General features: G+C 64.5%; 15 protein-coding genes. 6 read left to right on the top strand and 9 right to left on the bottom strand.

Annotation, left to right across the window (positions count from 1 at the left end; genetic code table 11):
* Positions 1 to 151: 151 nt before the first annotated feature.
* Positions 152 to 913 (bottom strand): IclR family transcriptional regulator, encoded by a 762-nt coding sequence (locus tag A8G18_RS17535; RefSeq protein ID WP_064064849.1) that lies wholly within the window; start codon positions 911 to 913, stop codon positions 152 to 154.
* Between the two features lie 149 nt (positions 914 to 1,062).
* Here A8G18_RS17535 and A8G18_RS17530 point away from each other — a divergent pair, with 149 nt between their 5' ends.
* The 5 genes from A8G18_RS17530 to A8G18_RS17510 all read left to right on the top strand — a co-directional run bounded on the left by A8G18_RS17530 (position 1,063) and on the right by A8G18_RS17510 (position 6,674).
* On the top strand, positions 1,063 to 1,875 hold the full coding sequence (locus A8G18_RS17530; RefSeq protein WP_064064848.1) for an SDR family NAD(P)-dependent oxidoreductase: 813 nt from the start codon (positions 1,063 to 1,065) through the stop codon (positions 1,873 to 1,875).
* A 47-nt stretch (positions 1,876 to 1,922) separates the two neighbouring features.
* The gene (locus A8G18_RS17525) at positions 1,923 to 2,846 is read left to right on the top strand and encodes an NAD-dependent epimerase/dehydratase family protein (protein WP_064064847.1); all 924 of its coding nucleotides are present in this window, start codon (positions 1,923 to 1,925) and stop codon (positions 2,844 to 2,846) included.
* On the top strand, positions 2,843 to 4,192 hold the full coding sequence (locus A8G18_RS17520) for an MFS transporter (protein ID WP_064064846.1): 1,350 nt from the start codon (positions 2,843 to 2,845) through the stop codon (positions 4,190 to 4,192). The genes A8G18_RS17525 and A8G18_RS17520 overlap by 4 nt, the downstream gene beginning before the upstream one ends.
* Before the next feature lie 664 nt (positions 4,193 to 4,856).
* Positions 4,857 to 5,831 carry an SDR family NAD(P)-dependent oxidoreductase gene (locus tag A8G18_RS17515; RefSeq protein ID WP_245207908.1) on the top strand — a complete coding sequence of 325 codons (975 nt, stop codon included), beginning with the start codon at positions 4,857 to 4,859 and terminating at the stop codon, positions 5,829 to 5,831.
* Positions 5,832 to 6,044: 213 nt separating this feature from the next.
* A complete protein-coding gene (locus A8G18_RS17510; RefSeq protein WP_064064845.1) occupies positions 6,045 to 6,674 on the top strand; it encodes a PaaI family thioesterase in 630 nt (209 codons plus the stop codon).
* Positions 6,675 to 7,084: 410 nt separating this feature from the next.
* On the opposite strand, the gene A8G18_RS17505 is transcribed toward A8G18_RS17510, so the two are convergent.
* Positions 7,085 to 8,782, bottom strand: a complete 1,698-nt coding sequence (locus tag A8G18_RS17505) for an AMP-binding protein (protein WP_064064844.1) — start codon at positions 8,780 to 8,782, stop codon at positions 7,085 to 7,087.
* 481 nt (positions 8,783 to 9,263) lie between these two features.
* On the opposite strand from A8G18_RS17505, the gene A8G18_RS17500 reads away from it, so the two are divergent.
* Entirely contained in the window at positions 9,264 to 10,025 is a 762-nt protein-coding gene (locus tag A8G18_RS17500) for an IclR family transcriptional regulator (protein WP_084421945.1), read from the top strand.
* Between the two features lie 119 nt (positions 10,026 to 10,144).
* On the opposite strand, the gene A8G18_RS17495 is transcribed toward A8G18_RS17500, so the two are convergent.
* The 7 genes from A8G18_RS17495 to A8G18_RS17465 are packed head-to-tail and all read right to left on the bottom strand — an operon-like array spanning position 10,145 to position 16,310.
* Positions 10,145 to 11,275, bottom strand: coding sequence for an acyl-CoA dehydrogenase family protein (locus A8G18_RS17495; protein ID WP_064064842.1), 1,131 nt, complete (start codon positions 11,273 to 11,275; stop codon positions 10,145 to 10,147).
* A gap of 2 nt (positions 11,276 to 11,277) precedes the next feature.
* Positions 11,278 to 12,486 (bottom strand): acyl-CoA dehydrogenase family protein, encoded by a 1,209-nt coding sequence (locus tag A8G18_RS17490; RefSeq protein WP_064064985.1) that lies wholly within the window; start codon positions 12,484 to 12,486, stop codon positions 11,278 to 11,280.
* A gap of 26 nt (positions 12,487 to 12,512) precedes the next feature.
* Positions 12,513 to 13,718: a DegT/DnrJ/EryC1/StrS family aminotransferase gene (locus A8G18_RS17485; RefSeq protein ID WP_064064984.1), complete on the bottom strand. Its 1,206-nt coding sequence runs from the start codon at positions 13,716 to 13,718 to the stop codon at positions 12,513 to 12,515.
* A 42-nt stretch (positions 13,719 to 13,760) separates the two neighbouring features.
* A complete protein-coding gene (locus tag A8G18_RS17480; protein ID WP_064064841.1) occupies positions 13,761 to 14,945 on the bottom strand; it encodes a lipid-transfer protein in 1,185 nt (394 codons plus the stop codon).
* Entirely contained in the window at positions 14,942 to 15,352 is a 411-nt protein-coding gene (locus A8G18_RS17475) for a hotdog family protein (protein WP_064064840.1), read from the bottom strand. Before A8G18_RS17475 ends, A8G18_RS17480 begins: the two co-directional genes overlap by 4 nt.
* On the bottom strand, positions 15,349 to 15,759 hold the full coding sequence (locus A8G18_RS17470; protein ID WP_064064839.1) for a Zn-ribbon domain-containing OB-fold protein: 411 nt from the start codon (positions 15,757 to 15,759) through the stop codon (positions 15,349 to 15,351). Before A8G18_RS17470 ends, A8G18_RS17475 begins: the two co-directional genes overlap by 4 nt.
* The gene (locus tag A8G18_RS17465) at positions 15,756 to 16,310 is read right to left on the bottom strand and encodes an FAS1-like dehydratase domain-containing protein (protein ID WP_064064838.1); all 555 of its coding nucleotides are present in this window, start codon (positions 16,308 to 16,310) and stop codon (positions 15,756 to 15,758) included. The genes A8G18_RS17470 and A8G18_RS17465 overlap by 4 nt, the downstream gene beginning before the upstream one ends.
* Positions 16,311 to 16,441 lie beyond the last annotated feature (131 nt).

Raw genomic sequence — 16,441 nt, 5'->3', positions numbered from 1 at the left:
TACATCGCTCGCCGCCAAAGGAATTGGTGTCCACATCTCAGGGGGAGGCGCCCCGCGGTGTTCGAAGCGGCCGGCTGTCCGGACCGGCAACCGGGATGTCGTACTTCGCCGACTCTGCGGCCGGGGCGAGCATCAGGTCGCGACATGAAGGTCAGGCCCGTGCTTTCTCAGACATGTTGCGGGGCGTTACCGGTGCGTTGAGCCGTTGCCAGATGGCGGCGGCAGCGCTTTGCAACGGTATGCGGACCTGTTGCTCGTTGTCGACCCGCCGCGCCGGTCCGAACACCGAGACGGCGGCGGCCCGGCCGTATCCCTGTGGGCCGATAGGAGCCGCCAGACACGCGAACCCTTCCAGACAGCCGTCGCGCTTGTAGGCAATGCGGGATTCCCGCACACGCATGATTTCGAGGTCGACAACGCACGGTGACGATGCGAGTGCAAGCAGAGCCGTGCCGATGGTGGATTGTCGTGCCGGCGTTCTGCTGCCTGCCCGCGTCTTGATCGTGGGGACGGACTCACCGCCGATCCGTTCCAGATAGACGACGTCGTCACCGTCGAGAACCCCCAGCTGGACGATGCAGCCGGTCTGCTGATGAAGCCACCGCAGACTGGGCAGGGCCGCCAGGCGCAGAGCGTCGTCGTTGACAGCTGCCGAGCCCAGCTCGACCATACGCATCCCCAGCCGATACCTCATGCCCTCGCGTCGGAGCCAATCCAGGGCCACCAACTGCTCCAACGTCCGGTGCACCGATGCCTGCGGGAGACCGGTGACCAGAGCGACCTGGGTCAGGGTCAACCCCGCCGGGGACGTGCCTGCCTCGGCCGCGAAGACATCGAGGATCCGAGCCGCCCGCCGCAGGACTCCGGTCGGCGGCCGGCCCGGGTCGTGTCCCCCCGGTTCTCTCGAGTTCATTCCGTGTCCTTCGCACCGAGTAGAGAAAATCGCCGAGCGATCTGTGCTGCCATTCGAGTAATAGCAGTTCATGTGTCCCGCATCGCCGATTCTTCCATTCACCGGAAGAATGGTTGGGGCTATACCGTTGAGGAGCCTGTAATCGGGGCATGACGGGAACACAGCGGTTTACACCCACAGCACTACTCGCCGGGCAGCGCGCCCTCGTCACCGGTGGGTCGGCGGGTATCGGTGCCGCGATCACCGCCGCGTTCGCCTCACACGGCGCGCACGTCCTCGTGGTAGACAACGCGCCGGCGCCGCCTCCCGCCTTCGACCTCGGCGCCGGAGGTACCGTCACGACCCTCCACTGGGACGTGCGCACCTCGCCGTGCCCGGCCGAAGTCGTCGATCACCGCCCATCCGTCGTCGTCAACAACGTCGGGCACTTCCTGCACCCACAGCAGCCGTTCACGGACAACGCCGCGTCGCTGTGGGACGAGCTGCACGAGATCAATTTCGCGCACGTCCTGCGCTTGACTCGGACGTTGCTGCCGGGGCTGATAGAGCGCGGCGGTGGATCGATCGTCAACCTGACGACGGTCGAATCACACCGGGCCATTCCCGGGCAGTCCGTGTACTCGGCATACAAGGCGGCGCTCACACAATTCACCCGGTCGTTGGCCGCAGAGGTCGGCCCATCGGGGGTCCGGGTCAACGCCGTCGCGCCCGACCTCATCGAAACGCCGCAGGTCCCGTACACCACCCTCGTCCCGCGCGACGACGTACCGTTGTGGCCCAACTGGTCGCCACTCGGCGGCCCCGGGCAGCCCGAGGACGTCGCCGGAGCGGTCTTGTTCCTGGCCAGCGATCTGGCGCGATTCATCACCGGCGGAACCATTCACGTCGACGGCGGCACTCACGCGGCCGGCGGCTGGGTGCCGCGGGGAGCCGGATGGACCAATCGCCCCCGCAACCCCTGATCACCCCGACCCCCGAACTCACCCACCTTTCCGGAGGATGCCCAGTAATGAAGATCCTTGTTGTCGGTGGCACCGGCATGATCGGCGCCGCTACCGCGACTCTGCTCGAGCAGTCGGGAGATGATGTCACCGTTGCAGCGCGCGGCTCGATAGCCAGTACGTCGCCGGTGGCCGACTTCCCGGTTTTGATCGGTGACTACACAGTCCCCACCTTCACCGCGGAACAGCTGTCGGCGTTCGAGGGCATCGTGTTCGCCGCAGGCCAGGACGTGCGGCACAAGCCGCGGGAAAGCGACGACCGAAGCTTCTGGCGCGACGCCCAGAGTGCCGGCGTGCCTCGCTTCGCCGCTCTCGCCAAGGAAGCGGGTGTGCGCCGTTTCGTGCAGGTAGGCAGTTATTACCATCAATTCGACGAACGATTCGCCGACGGCAATCCCTACGTCACGGCGCGTAAGGAAGCGGACGAACGGACCCGGGCACTTGCCGACGATTCGTTCGTCGCGTGCACGTTGAACCCGCCGTCGATCATCGGAGCCGTGCCCGGCCCTTCCGCCGAGCGGTATCGCCGCTTGGTCTCATGGGCGGCCGGCAATGAGCCGCAGATCCCGGACTTCGCCCCGCCGGGCGGCACGAACTACATGTCCGCCGAGTCGCTGGCGCACGCGGTCGCTGGAGCACTGCGCAACGCCGCGCCCGGTGCTGCGTACCTGGTCGGCGACGAGAACCTTCCGTACCGCGAGTTCTTCCAGCGTCTTGTCGACGCCGCTGGTGGCGGGCGCACCATCGTCGAACGTAACGAACCGCACCCGCTCTTACCGGATGCGGCGATCATGCAGGGGCGCGGGAACACCATTTCCTATGAGCCCAGCGCCGAGACATTGCGAGTGCTCGATTATCCCCGCGAGGACTGCACCCGCGCGATCCACGGCCTCGTGAAAACTGTCCGCGAGTACGAACAGAGCCTGGCATGACCGACGGCAGCGACAAGCACATCCGGAAGGTCGCACTGTCGGCCCTGTTCGGAACGGTGCTGGAGTACTACGACTTCCTGCTGTACAGCACGATGGCCGCGCTGGTGTTCGGCGACGTGTTCTTTCCCGGGGAGAACCAGGCGGTATCGACGATAGCCGCCTTCGGAACCCTGGCCGTGGGATACATTGCGAGGCCGTTGGGCGGGCTCATCTTCGGTCACTTCGGTGACCGCGTGGGCCGCAAACACATCCTGTTCGTGACGATGGCCCTGATGGGTAGCGCGAGCTTCATCATCGGCCTGCTACCCGGCTACGCGAGCATCGGCATGGCAGCCCCGGTACTGCTCGTCGTCCTGCGGCTCGTGCAGGGGATTGCCATCGGCGGCGAATGGGGTGGCGCCGCCTTGATGGTCGTCGAGCACGCTGATGCCGACAACCGCGGCAAGTGGGCCGGCGTAATGAATCTCGGCTCGCCCATCGGCTTTCTGATGGCAACCGTCGCGGTGGCGATCGTCAGTCTGCTACCCGACGAAGACCTGGAGACGTGGGGCTGGCGCGTGCCATTCCTGTTCAGCGCACTGCTGGTGGTGGTCGGCCTCTACATTCGTTCCCAGGTCGCCGAAAGCCCGGTCTTCGAGCAGGCGGTCAAGAAGGAGGCGGTCAAGAAGGAGGTGGCCACCACTGCCGACCGCATACCGTTGGCGCAGGTACTCAGGACGCCGCGTCCCGTACTGCTCGCCTGTGGTATCGGTATCGCGCCGTTCGCGATGACGGCGCTGATCACCTCGCACATCATCTCGTACACGACCGGGATCGGTTACGAACGATCCACCGTGATGCAGGTGCTGGTGCTGCTGTCGACGGTCTCACTGCTCGTCGTTCCACTGGCGTCGGCGTTGTCCGATCGTGTCGGTCGTCGACCGATCGTGCTCACCGGCGCCGTCGCGGCGATGCTGTTCGCGTTTCCGTTGTACATGCTGGTGGACTCCGGCTCGGTGATGTTGCTGGTGGTCGGCCTGGTCATCGGGCAGGTCATCCAGAACGTCATGTTCGCACCGCTGGTGCCGCTGCTGTCGGAGATGTTCGGTGCCACAGTGCGGTACACGGGAGCATCGTTGGGCTATCAGGGCGCAAGTCTGATCGGAGCCGGCTTCACGCCGCTGATCGCCAGCACCCTGCTCGCCACGCTCGGTGGGGGCAGTTGGCCGCTGAGCCTGATCATCGTCGTGACCGCTGGGATCTCGGTCGGCGCCATGGCGCTGACCGCCGAAACTCGCGGCGTAGCGCTCGGGGACGTCACCCCTGCAGGTGAGTCCGAAAACGTCCACGCTTCTGCGGAAAACTAGGGCCGAGTCGCCTGAGTCCGAGGGTTCGGTCGGACTCAGGCGGTGGGGTGAACGAGAAGAACTGCTGCAGGAAACAGGCCGAGCAACTCGACCTGCATCGACAATCAAAACGAATCCCTCATCGCGTTGTCCGGTCTGTCGTCAATACTTCCGGAGGACGGCATGAGCCCAGCAGCACGGACCTCGACGCCGAAAACCTCGAGGTAAAAGGAACTCCTTGATCGACATGTACGATCCTCGCACGTCGGATGTTCGGTGGGGGCACCACCGTGCACGAAATGCTCGGGGAATGTCGTTGACCCACAGCTCGTTCGGCCGCGCCCGATGGAACTTGCGGTCGACCGGATCGCCGACGGTGAAGACTCGTCACCGGATTCGGAAACCTTATGGTGAGCCAGGTCAACCGTGCACACAAACCGTTCCGACATCTGTATGGGGCCGGTAGGTAGCTGCCCGTGCCGGCTGCTCTGCTCCCGCAGTTCCTCGAGCTCTTACCGTCCGGGCACAGATCTGCGTTTACAGTAGGAATACAACTCTGACGACCGAGCGGACTCCCGTCGTGATTCCTGCAATGTGCTCCAACTGTGCGGGAGTAGCCCGGTCGCCTGCATGTGTCCCATCTACGGTACGAAAGAATACGTTCGCACCATGGAAGCAGGTAGGGATGCAGGCGAAAGACGAGAGCCACCGCGGCTTTCCCGACCGGGATCGAGAGTCCGATCGCACTGGAGCCCCGCGCGGTCAACTGGCCATCGTCACCGGGGCGAGTCGTGGGATCGGGCGTGCGATCGCGCGACGCATTGCGTCGGAAGGCATTGCTGTAGCCGCGGTTTCACGGACAATGCGTGCAGGTGACGGCGAATTCACCGGGTCCCTCGAGGAGACCGTGGCGTGCATACGACACGATGGCGGCCGTGCTGAGCCCTTTGTCGCCGATCTCGGCCGGCCCGACCTCGACCGGGCAGAACTTGTTGCCCGGATCGAAGATGTCATGGGTTGTCGTGCCGACATTCTCGTCAACAATGTCGCCGCAGAAAGACGTTACGACATTCCCTTCACGGAGATGCGAAGGGAGTGGTTCCTCGATTCCGTGGAAACCAACGTGTGGAACACCTGGGACCTCGTCAAAGCCGTGGTCCCGGGTATGCGTGAGCGTGGCGCCGGGTGGATCGTCAACATTTCCTCGCGGCAGGCAGGACCGCGCGTCGGTCCTCCGTTCCAGTTCCATCCGCTCGCCGGCTCAGTGCTGTACGGCGGCACCAAGGCCATGCTCGATCGGCTCACCACCGGCGCAGCGATGGAGCTGTATCCCGACAACATCGCGGTGAACAGCCTTGCCCCCAACCGCGGCGTCGCTACCGAGCACGCTGCCTCGGCCGTGCCGGGATGGCCGTCGGAACCGGAGGAGACGATGGCGGAAGCGGCGCTGCTCCTGTGTATGTCCGATCCCTCGCTGCTCACCGGGAAGGTAACTTACAGTCTGCCGCTGCTGCACGAGCACGACCGCGCCGTGCGCACACTCGACGGGCGCGGGCTGGTAGAGGGGTGGCAGCCGCACGAGCTGGACGAGTCCGGCTTCCTTCCCGATTACCTGCATTTTGCGCCTGCACCATCCGTACCCGAGTCGCTTCGTAGGTGACGCGGCTCCATCAACGCGGAGGCGCTGGAAAAGGCGCCTCCATCGTGTCGTCCACCAGTTGTGGACGGTCGGGGAGGCGGGTCCTGGATCATGCCTCCCCGATAGCGATCTTCTTGGCCCGCTTTCGTAACCGCGCAGTCGGACCCGGGGCATTTGGGCTCCCCGGTCCTACGAATGACCGGATCCACCCGTACACAAGAAGGTAGGACTTCGATGACCCGAATCACCGACATCCCCCCGGAGTTGACCGAGGCAACCGCGGCTCTCGTCGCTGCAACGCGCACGCTGATGTTGGCGGCGGCGACTACCACAGCAGATATCGACGCCATCCGCGCTGCGAGCACCTCGATTACGGAAGTGGCCGATATTCTCGGCGCGCGGCCGCGGAGTCGCCCGTTGCGTCCGGCGTTGGACGGGCCGGCACGGTCCCGAGAGACCGGCGGGCAGGTGCCATGGACGCAATTCAGCCACAACCCCATGGGTATTCCTCTGGCGATCTATTTCGGTGACGATGACGCACGAGCCAGGCTTGTGCCGAACGCGCTGCACGAGGGACCGCCGGACATCATGCACGGCGGGTTTGCCGCGCATTTGCTCGACTGCATGCTGGGCACGTTGATGCAGGCGCGTGGAGTCCGTTCCGTGACGGCGTCGCTCGAGCTGCAATACCCCCGGCCTACACCGCTGGGAGAGCCGCTGGATCTGTATTCGCGCATCGTCGACACCGTCGGCCGCAAGACCATCGCCGAAGGTTGGATCGAGTGCAACGGTGAACGCACCGTGGAGGCGCGGGGCATTTTCGTCAGCGTCATGCCCGTCGTGACCGCGCCTGTGCCCGGATAGGACGTCGGTCGAGGCCGGTGATCTTCTCGACACACCGACCTCGACCGCGGCCCTGCCCTGACCGGGAAAAGAGGTATCCGCATCTCACGGATAATGCACCGGGCCAGGAGAATTCGGTTCTTCCGGCCGCGGCCGACGACCGGTGCGGTGTGGTGTGGTGCGGTGCGGTGCGGTGCGCGGAGAATGCGCATCGCAGCCGGAACCGACGTCGCCGTACTCGCCTTCGTCTACTACCTGCTCGGCTTCGATGTCCCCGCGGATCCGGGCGGTGACCTTCGTCTTTGTAGACGGGACCTTCGAGGACATCGAAGCCGACGCCGTGCGCATCCTCGTCAACTTCGGCGTGAATCCGCTGTCGTTGCCGTCCGCAGTTTTCCGACGCAGATCCTGGGTGCCGCGTCGCGGACCATTCAGGAACCGATGCCGGCGAGGATCCTGCGAGAAGCGATCGGAAGGTTGTTTGCGCGGCCACTCTCGACGAATTGAGTCCGAATGCGATGCTTGTCGTCCTCCGTGAGCAGCGAGTACTCGCTCGTACGAGTGGCGGCGTACCAGACTCGGTCGGCCTCCCACGCGGTGGCGCGCAAGGGGCCCTTGTGAATCTTGCCGCTCCCGGTGGTCGGAACCTCGTCGACCACGCGGATGTAGGTCGGTCGCCATTTGGTGCCGAGATCCGGTTGAGCGTCGATGAAGGTGGCGAAATCGGCGGGGTCGAAGGTGGCGTCTCCGGCCATCACGACCACGCACATGACCTGATCGCCCGTCTTGGGGTCGGGCACGGCGTAAGCGTGTGCGCCCGAGAATTCGGGGTACCGCGCCATGATCCGCTCCAGTGGGGCGGCACCGAAGTTCTCTCCGTCCACGCGCATCCAGTCCGAGTCCCGGCCTGCGAAGTAGAAGTATCCGTCCGAATCCCGATACGCAAGGTCTCCTGTCCAGAAGTCTTCGCCACCGAACTTGAGTCGGTCTGCCATCGCTTCCGGATTGTTGTAATACCCTTCGAACGACTTGCCCCCTCCGAGGACCACGATTTCACCTGTGGCCTCCTCGCCGTTGATCAGGGCGCCGTTTTCGTCGAAGCGGGCACGCGGACATTCGATGTTGTCGTCGTTTCGTACCTCTGCGACTGCTCCGGATGCGGGGAGCCCGAGAGAGTTACGTGGCGAACCGGGAACCGGCACGATCCTGATCGCACCTTCACTCGCGCCGTAGCCCTCCCGCACTTCGCAGCCGAATCGGGCGCGGAACGCATCGACTTCGGCGGGGGAGGCCTCCGACCCGAAGGCGACCTCCAGATCGTTGACGCTGTCGTCGGGCGATTCCGGTACGGCCAGGATGTAACTCAGTGCGCGTCCGACATAGTTGAAATACGTGACCTTGTGTTCGCGGATATCCTTGCTGAAGGCGCTGGCCGAGAACTTTCGCACCATCACCACCGTCGAACCCTCCTGCGCGGCGGCGGCCAGGTTCATCATGATCGCGTGGCCATGGAACAGCGGCAGCATCAGGTAGGAGACCGAATTGCGGTGCAGCGAGATGCGGTCGGACATCTTCTCCGTGAGCCTTCCGAGCCTGCCCTGTGAGCAGATGACCGCTTTCGGTGCTCCGGTCGATCCCGAGCTGAACAGCAGTAGATAGATCGACTGCGGGTCGAGGCGGAGATCGGGGACAGCGGCACCGGAATGAGTGTTCAACAACTCGGCGTACTCCGCGGAGGCCACGTCCAGGACACGGTCTGCCGGCACGGCCAGGTGATCCGGATCGATGCTGTTCAAGTGGAGGGGTTCGGTGACCACGAGATCGCATTCGGCATGGGCGATGTCGTGTCGAAGCTCGGTGCCCCGTCGGGTCGGGTTGATGCCGACGATCACATCACCGCTCAGTGCCGCAGCGAGCAGCCAGAACACGTAGTCCGGCACGTTCTGCAGAAGAACTCCCACGTGTCGTTGGGTGCGTCCGGGGCGTGGCTGGACGAAATCGTGCAACAGCGAGGCGCGAACGGCCGCTTCCCGCACTATTTCGTCCCAGCTCCAGGTCGAGCCTTCGAATCGCAAACCCTCGTGATCGTCCCCGATTCGAGATCTGACCACCTTGGCGAACGTCTCCATCAACCGTCTCCCTCGTGAGTTCGGACCGGTAAGTGCGCACCACAATGCCAACCGCAGAGCAGTTGAGCAAGCGCTTGGTTTATATTCCGACCGTAGATGTGGCGCGTCCCACTGTCAACTTCGCGCGGTCTTGTAGAGCCGTTGTCGGGGTACGACATTCGGCGCCGTTCCGTCACCCCGGCCACCGGGGGACGGTCGAGTCCCGGCGGGGGAGTAGAACGCCAGCTCTGGACGGAAATCGTTGCTGCATAGGCTTGTACGTCGACACCGACGCGAGGCGTGCGCAGTGCCGGTAACCCCACCGTCCGCCGCGGGCCAGGTCGCCGGCGCGTGTTCCATCCAGCGGGAGCGTTCGCCGAAAAAGTCGCGTATCGTCCCCACCAAGCAAGTGCTAGGTAAACTCGCGAGAGGAGTTGTCGTGACAATTCGGATGGACCAAGGTGTGGCGAGTGGACCCGCGCGTGTGCCTCGCCCTGGCGTGGTGGAACGCCTCACGCAGATCCTCGACGCCTTTGCCGACGGCCCCCAGCACATGCTGCTCGAAGACATCACCCGGGCCACGGGACTGCCCCGCTCCACCGCATTTCGCCTCTTGACCCAGCTTGTCGATCTGCACTGGCTCGAGCGCGGATCTCGGGGCTACCGCCTCGGCGTCCGGGTGCAGCGGATCAGTGGGCGTGTGGGCGATTATTCCGAGCTCCGTGCGGCCGCCTACGACGTTCTCAACGAGCTGCAATCGAGAACCGGTGGGGTCGCGCACTTGACTGTTCTCGAAGGCACGTCGGTCCATTTCCTGGACAGGATCGGCGGCGTAGCACGCAACGGGATTCCGTCTCGGGTTGCGGTACGGGTGCCGGCTCAGGACACGGTCAGTGGGCGAGCCCTCCTTGCCTGTCTGATGCCCGAGCAGGTAGAGCTGCTCATGTCCCTGGGTGAACATCCCCTCCCTACCGACAGACTGTCGGCTCTGCACGCGCAACTGAATCGGGTGCGGCAACAACGCGGTGTGTCGCACGTACCCGGCGAGAAGTGCCCGCTGACCATCAGTGCCGTAGCAACACCGGTGCGCGGCCCGGACGGCGCGATCGCCGCCATCTCGCTCGCATGCCGCGGCGTGGTCGAACTCGGCAGGATGGCCCCGCTGGTCAGATCGGCCGCTCGGCGCACCTCCGAACTGCTGTTTCCGACCTCGGCAGAACGTCGGTTACGGACAGTCCACCGCTCCTCGAACGATCTTTACTGACGCGCGGAATCGCCGCGCCACCCGGGTCGGCTTCGGAGCTGTCGTCCCGGGCGGCAGAAGTCGCCCGGGACGAACACTCTCCTGTATTTCGACGCCGCTGACCTATCCGGCGCACGCCATCAGGCCGAGGACCCGATCGGCGGTGCGGAATCGAGTTGGCTGCCGAGTTCGGCAGCGATCGCATCGGCGCTTCCCAGGGTGAAGGCGGCCTGCCGCCCCCAAAGGAAGTAGCGATGGATGGGGAAGTCGACGTCTGCGCCGATTCCGCCGTGCAGGTGCTGCGTGGCGTGTACGACGCGCAACCCGCCACGCGAAGCCCACCACTTCGCGGTCAGGCACGCCGCCTCCGCCTCGTCCTCACGACCGGCATCGAGCAGCCATGCGGCCCGATATGTGGTAAGGCGGATCGACTCTGTGTCGAGGTACGCGTCGGCGGCACGCAGAGCGACAGCCTGATTGGTGGAAAGGGGCCGGCCGAACTGAACTCGCTCCGAGGTGTACGACGCCGTCATGCGGAGCGCCTCTGCACACACACCCAACTGGAAAGCGGCAAGTGCGACCCGGAGGCGTCGTCGGACCCACGCAACAATTTCGGTTCCGTCACCCGAAAGCTGGTCGTGGGCAGGAATTTCGGCATCTCCGAATCGGACGGCGGCGGCGTTTTCGCGGCTGGTCACAGCGAGCGGTTCGACGGTCACGCCGGCCGAATCGGTGGGAAGCACTGCGACGACGACCGAACCGTCGTCGCAGACCACAGGAGCAACGATCCCCGCAGCCACGGCACCGCCGGACACGGCGGTGATCGCCCCGTTCACGACCAGGGTGTCCCCCTTCCGGATCGCCGAGAGGGTCGAGTGTCCGCCGGGCGCGGACTCGAATGCGCCAGTGAGCAGCGTGGTGCCATCGAGCAACCCCGGCAGTAGTCGATCGATCTGTTCGGCGCTGCCGAACTCGGCAATCGGTAGCGCGGCGCCGGCCACCACAGACCACAACGGTATCGGTGCTACTCGCCGCCCCTGCTGTTCGAGCAGCGAAACGAGACCGAGCATCCCCATCCCCGCGCCTCCGGACTTCTCCGGGAGTGCGACCCCGAGCAACCCGGCTTCGGCCAGCGCCTGCCACAAGACACGGTCGAACCCGTTCTCTCGGGTCTCGACCTCGACCACACGATCCACCGTGGCGAGCGAAGTGAAGATCTGACCGGCCAGGTCGCCGAGTGCCGATCGGTCATCATCGAATTCGAAATCCATTGTCAGCTCCTCGTGCTGGACTGGGCCTCAGGACGACGCCGAGCGGCGAGTGTCATGCCCAGGCACTTGGCCGCCACGATCTCCCGCATCACCTCGTTCGTGCCGCCACCGAAGGTGTTGTTCTGTGCTCTGCGCGCGAGCGTTTCGACCCGGCCTTGGATCGCTGCTCCGGGCGTTCCCGGCCGTAGTAACCCGACCGCGCCCAGAACTTCCTGCAGCCGCCCGTATACGGTGACGACCGCCTCCGTGCCGAACACCTTCGCTGCCGCGGAGTCACCGCCTCCGAGAGTGTTCGCGGCAACGTCCGCGACCAGCCGCAGATTTATCAGATCGGCCGCGCCGAGCAATGTATAAACCTCGGCCAGCGTGCTACGAACCCAGGGAAGGTCGTACACCGCTCCGGACCCCGCCGGCTCCTTCTTCGCCCAGTCGAGGACCTCGTCGTACAGCTGGTTCGCGATACCGCCACGCGCAGCGAGCGCCACTCGCTCGTGGTTGAGCTGATCGGTGATCAGGCCCCAGCCGCCGTTGAGTTCGCCGACCACGTTGGTCAGTGGCACCCGCACGTCTTCGTAGTAGGTCGCCGAGGTGCTGATCCCGCCGACCGTGTGAATCTCGGTGACCGAGAAGCCCGGTGCGGTCGTGGGAACCAGGACCACGGAGATGCCCTTGTGGCGGGCCACGTCGGGATCCGTCCTTACCGCGAGCCACACCCAGTCGGCGTAGACTCCGGCGCTCGTGAAGATCTTGTTGCCGTTGATGACCAGCTCGTCACCCTCGATTCGAGCGCGAGTCTGCAACGCAGCAAGATCGGTTCCGGCACCGGGCTCGGTGTAGCCGATCGCGAAGATCAACTCGCCGGACAGGATCTTGGGGATGAAGAAATCCTTCTGTTCCTGTGTGCCGTACTTCATCAGTGCGGGGGCGACAGTGTTGAGTGTGACCAGCGACAGGGGGGCATTGGCTCGAATCACTTCGTCGTAGAACACGTACAACGCCTCGGGATCGTCGCCGCTGCCGCCGTACTCCTCGGGCCTGCCGAGCCCGAGCCAGCCGTCCGCGCCCATCTGCCGAAAGATCCGGTCGAAGACCGGCCCTCCTTCGGTCTGGTCCACGAGTGCACGTCGGTCTTCTTCATCGATGGTGCGCGCGAAGTACTCCCGCAGCTCGGTACGTAGCCGCCGTGACTTCTCGGACAGTTCGGGATGCATGTCGCCTCCTGCGATTCGAGTCTCGATCAACGCCATTGAGCAGCGAAGTCGTTGATGACCGTGAAAATTCGCTCCACTTCGCTGTCCGTGAGTCCGTGACTCATACCGAGGGTCATGCCCCGTTCGAACACGGCATCAGCTTCGGGCAACCCGTCTTCGGGCTGGCGGAACTCGATCCCGGACATCATCGGATGACGAGTGATGTTGCCGCTCCACACCGTTCGGGTGTCGATACCCTGTCCTTCGATGTACTCCTGGATATCGCTACGTGTGAAGGGCGCATCGGCGTTGATCATCACCGGGTAGCACAGCCACGCGGTGTCGAGACCTTCGGGCTCGACCGGCGTCGTGAAGAACTCCGGGAAGGCTCCGTACGCAGAAGTGTAGGACGCGAAGGTCTTCCGGCGACGCTCGTAGTTCTGTGCCAGCTTGTCGAGCTGGACTACTCCGTAGGCAGCACCGAGCTCGGAAGGCTCGAAGTTCCACGGCATGAGGTCGAAGATGAAATCGTTGTCGTAGTCGACGCCGTCGAGCTGCTCGCGGAAGACGCGACCCTTACCGTTGCCGAAGAGATTCGGCTCCGAGCGGCGACCCCAACGGCGCAGCAACAAGGCCCGGTCGCGCGTTTCCTCGTCGTCCATCATCACCATGCCGCCGGTACCCGCACAGGTGATGATGTGAGCCATCGAGAAGCTGGTCACGCTCAGGTCTGCGCGGGCTCCGGTCGGTGTGCCTCGCAGGGTCGCGCCGAGAGTGTCGCAGGTGTCCTCGATGACCTTGAGGCCGTGCCGGTCGGCGACCGCGCGAATCGCGTCCCAGTCGGGGCAGTTACCGGCCAGGTTGGGGATCAGAATGGCACTGGTGCGGCTCGTGACCATCGCCTCGATCTTGCTCACGTCGACGTTGAACGTGTTCGGCTCCACGTCGACGAAGGCGGGGATGAGGCCGGCGCGCACGATCGGCGCAACATCGGTGGAGAACGTCAGCGGCGAGGTGATCACCTCGCTGCCCTTCGGCAGGCCGAGAAGTTCGATGGCCAGGTACAGGCCCGAGGAACCGGAGTTGCACATCACGCCGAATTTCTTGCCGGAGATGGCGGGCACCCGGCGTTCGAGCTCGAGAACGTTCTTACCGATCCGCAGAGCCTGGTGGCCGCCGCGCAGAACGTCGACGACGGCCTGGATCTCTTCTTCGCCATGGGTGGCACGGGCATAGGTGATGCGATCAGTCATGTTCGATTCCACTTTCTGTATAGGGGGTATTCGACCGCTGCGTCAGCGGTCGACGGAAAGCACAATGGCGCTGTGCGGCACGGGAGAGCCGCCGGTAACCAGCACGTTGTCGAGGGTCTTCGCAGGCTGGTTCACCGATGCGCCGCGGATCAACCGGACGCCTTCGGCGATGCCGTTGACGCCGTGGATATATCCCTCGCCCAGCTGGCCACCGTTGGTGTTTATCGGCAGGCGGCCGTCGAGTTCGAGGTTGCCGTCCGCGATGAAATCCTTGGCCTCACCGCGGCCGCAGAACCCGTACTCCTCCAACTGGAGCAGCACCATCGGTGTGAAGGCGTCGTACAGCACTGCAGCGTCGATACCTCCGGGATCGACACCGGACTGTGCCCACAACTGTTTCGCCACCAGTTCGACCTCGGGCATCACGTCGATGTCGTCGCGGTAGTAGCTGCTCATCGAGATCTGCTGAGGACCCACGCCCTGCGCCGCCGCAGAGATTACGGCAGGGGGGTGGGGCAGATCCCTGGCTCGCTCGGTGCTCACGATCACCAGCGCCTGACCGCCGTCGCTCTCCTGGCAGCAGTCGAGCAGGCGCAGTGGGTCGGCAATCATCTTCGAGTTCTGGTGGTCCTCGATGGTGATCGGCCGGCCGTAGAACCACGCCTTCGGATTGTTCGCCGCGTGCTTGCGGGACAGTACGGAGATCTGCCCGAAGTCGGCACTAGTGACGCCGTACTGCTGCATGTAGCGGCGCGCGAGGAACGCCTCCTGTTGTGCCGGCGTGAGTAGCCCGTACGGATTGATCCAGTTGCGGTATTCCTGGTCGGTGTTCGCGTTGTAGGCGAACGGCGGGGGCCCCGCCCCGAACCGGTGTCCGGAACGTTCGTTGAACGCCCGGTACACCACGACGACGTCCGCGACTCCGCTCGCAACTGCGAGCGCGGCCTGCTGCACCGGGGCGCAGGCGCCACCGCCGCCGTGTGGAATACGGCTGAAGAACTTCAGTTCAGGGATTCCCAGTGCACGCGCGACGGCGATCTCCGGGTTGGTTTCCATGGTGAAGAGGGCGAAGCCGTCCACTTCCTCGACGCCGATCCGGGCGTCGTCCAGCGCGGCGAGCACGCTTTCGCAGGCGAGTTGCCATTCGCTGCGACCGGAGTTCTTGGAGAATTCGGTGGCACCGATACCTGCGATGGCGGCTGCGCGTGAGAAGCCTCCGATGCTCATCGTGTTCCTCCTTCGTGCGGCGTCACGAAGACCTCGGCGGTCACATGGACACCGCGATCGTTGGTGCCGAGCACCTTGACCGTGATCGTGTCGTCGCCGATTGCGGTAACTTCGCCGGTCATACGCATGGTGTCGCCGGGAAAGTTCGGGACGCCGAGCCGCAGGGAGACCCGCCGGATGCGCGAGGACGGTCCCGCCCAGTCGGTGATGTAGCGGTCCACGAACCCGTTGGTCGAATTGATGCTCATGAAGATGTCGGGGGTTCCGCGCTTGTTCGCCGCGCCGGGATCGTGGTGTACGTCTTCGAAATCCTGGGAGGCCATTGCTCCGGCCACGATGGTGGTCCGGTCCAAGGATAGGTCGAGGTCGGGCAACATGGTGCCTACCGAACATTCGGGCAAGCTCATGCGGCACCTCCGTTCGGGAGTCTCAGTTGCGGCAGGATCTCGCCGTGTGCGTGTTCGGCGAAGCAGACTTCGAGCTCCATTCCGATGTCGAGCCGATCGTGTTCGACACCTGCGATGTCGGCGACGATCCGGGTGCCTTCCTCGAGGTCGATCAGTCCGACGGCGAGCGGGTACTCGAAGGCCGGATCCTGCGGGTGGTGGATCACGGTCCAGCTGTGCAGGGTTCCTCGGCGAGCGGATTCGACGGTGTCCCAGGAGAACGACCGGCAGGCGGGGCAGGCGGGTCCTGGGGGGTGACGCAACGTCTTGCAGTCGGCGCAGCGTTGTATTTCGAGCCGTCCCTCCTTCGCCGCGGCGAACCAGAACTCGTTGTCCTGGGTGACGGTCAATCGGGGGACGGCAGTCATCGGGTCTCCTTGACGACGGTGGGATCGAAGCGGAGCAAACGGAACCGTTCTTCGACGAGCAACTCGCCGTGTTGGTTCTCGTAGCGTTTGTGCAGGGTGATGAAGCATCCGTCACCGAGTGCCGTGCGTTTGACCGGGGAGATCGACTCGATGGTGAAGTGCGCGGTGACGTGGTCGCCGGGAATCGTTTCCCGGTGGTACTCGTGCTGAACGTCGGTGGCGACGACCGAGGTGAACTTGTGCTCGTCGAGAAGGGCGAGCAGTCGCGAATATGCGGAGTCCTCGGTGATCTTCGCTGCACGGAGGCGATGCACCTCGCGCCAGCGGCGGTACCCGGCCATCACCCAGGTCGAGATCATGGCCGGCGGGCAGATCACATCGTCGCGGCCTGTGGCGCGGGCCGCTTCTCGATCGACGTAGATGGGGTTGACGTCGTCGTGCGCCTCTGCCCAGTTGCGGATCATGGCCTCGTTGACGGGGTATCGAGCCACCCGCGGGGGTTCGGCCTGCTGTCCGATGAACTGTTCGAATTGCTGGTCCAAGGTGTTCATAGCCCGGAAACCTTTCTTGAGCAAGCGCTTGATGCGGTACGCTAACCAGGGGTAAGTCCGTCCCGGCCGACCGCTCCCACTGAGTTGGAGCGCGGCGGTGTCGAAAGCCGATTCGAGTGACACAGGAGGCG

It is taken from the genome of Rhodococcus gordoniae (assembly GCF_001646655.1).
In the GTDB taxonomy this organism is placed as follows: domain Bacteria; phylum Actinomycetota; class Actinomycetes; order Mycobacteriales; family Mycobacteriaceae; genus Rhodococcus; species Rhodococcus gordoniae.
The sequence above is the reverse complement of the archived record's forward strand: the minus strand, read 5'-3'. Positions and strand labels throughout refer to the sequence as shown.

Excerpts from the sequence above, each read along its gene's own strand:
- A8G18_RS17535 (WP_064064849.1), bottom strand. The coding sequence starts at position 913 with ATGAACTCGAGAGAACCGGGGGGACACGACCCGGGCCGGCCGCCGACC.
- A8G18_RS17530 (WP_064064848.1), top strand. The coding sequence starts at position 1,063 with ATGACGGGAACACAGCGGTTTACACCCACAGCACTACTCGCCGGGCAG.
- A8G18_RS17525 (WP_064064847.1), top strand. The coding sequence starts at position 1,923 with ATGAAGATCCTTGTTGTCGGTGGCACCGGCATGATCGGCGCCGCTACC.
- A8G18_RS17520 (WP_064064846.1), top strand. The coding sequence starts at position 2,843 with ATGACCGACGGCAGCGACAAGCACATCCGGAAGGTCGCACTGTCGGCC.
- A8G18_RS17515 (WP_245207908.1), top strand. The coding sequence starts at position 4,857 with ATGCAGGCGAAAGACGAGAGCCACCGCGGCTTTCCCGACCGGGATCGA.
- A8G18_RS17510 (WP_064064845.1), top strand. The coding sequence starts at position 6,045 with ATGACCCGAATCACCGACATCCCCCCGGAGTTGACCGAGGCAACCGCG.
- A8G18_RS17505 (WP_064064844.1), bottom strand. The coding sequence starts at position 8,782 with ATGGAGACGTTCGCCAAGGTGGTCAGATCTCGAATCGGGGACGATCAC.
- A8G18_RS17495 (WP_064064842.1), bottom strand. The coding sequence starts at position 11,275 with ATGGATTTCGAATTCGATGATGACCGATCGGCACTCGGCGACCTGGCC.
- A8G18_RS17490 (WP_064064985.1), bottom strand. The coding sequence starts at position 12,486 with ATGCATCCCGAACTGTCCGAGAAGTCACGGCGGCTACGTACCGAGCTG.
- A8G18_RS17485 (WP_064064984.1), bottom strand. The coding sequence starts at position 13,718 with ATGACTGATCGCATCACCTATGCCCGTGCCACCCATGGCGAAGAAGAG.
- A8G18_RS17480 (WP_064064841.1), bottom strand. The coding sequence starts at position 14,945 with ATGAGCATCGGAGGCTTCTCACGCGCAGCCGCCATCGCAGGTATCGGT.
- A8G18_RS17475 (WP_064064840.1), bottom strand. The coding sequence starts at position 15,352 with ATGAGCTTGCCCGAATGTTCGGTAGGCACCATGTTGCCCGACCTCGAC.
- A8G18_RS17470 (WP_064064839.1), bottom strand. The coding sequence starts at position 15,759 with ATGACTGCCGTCCCCCGATTGACCGTCACCCAGGACAACGAGTTCTGG.
- A8G18_RS17465 (WP_064064838.1), bottom strand. The coding sequence starts at position 16,310 with ATGAACACCTTGGACCAGCAATTCGAACAGTTCATCGGACAGCAGGCC.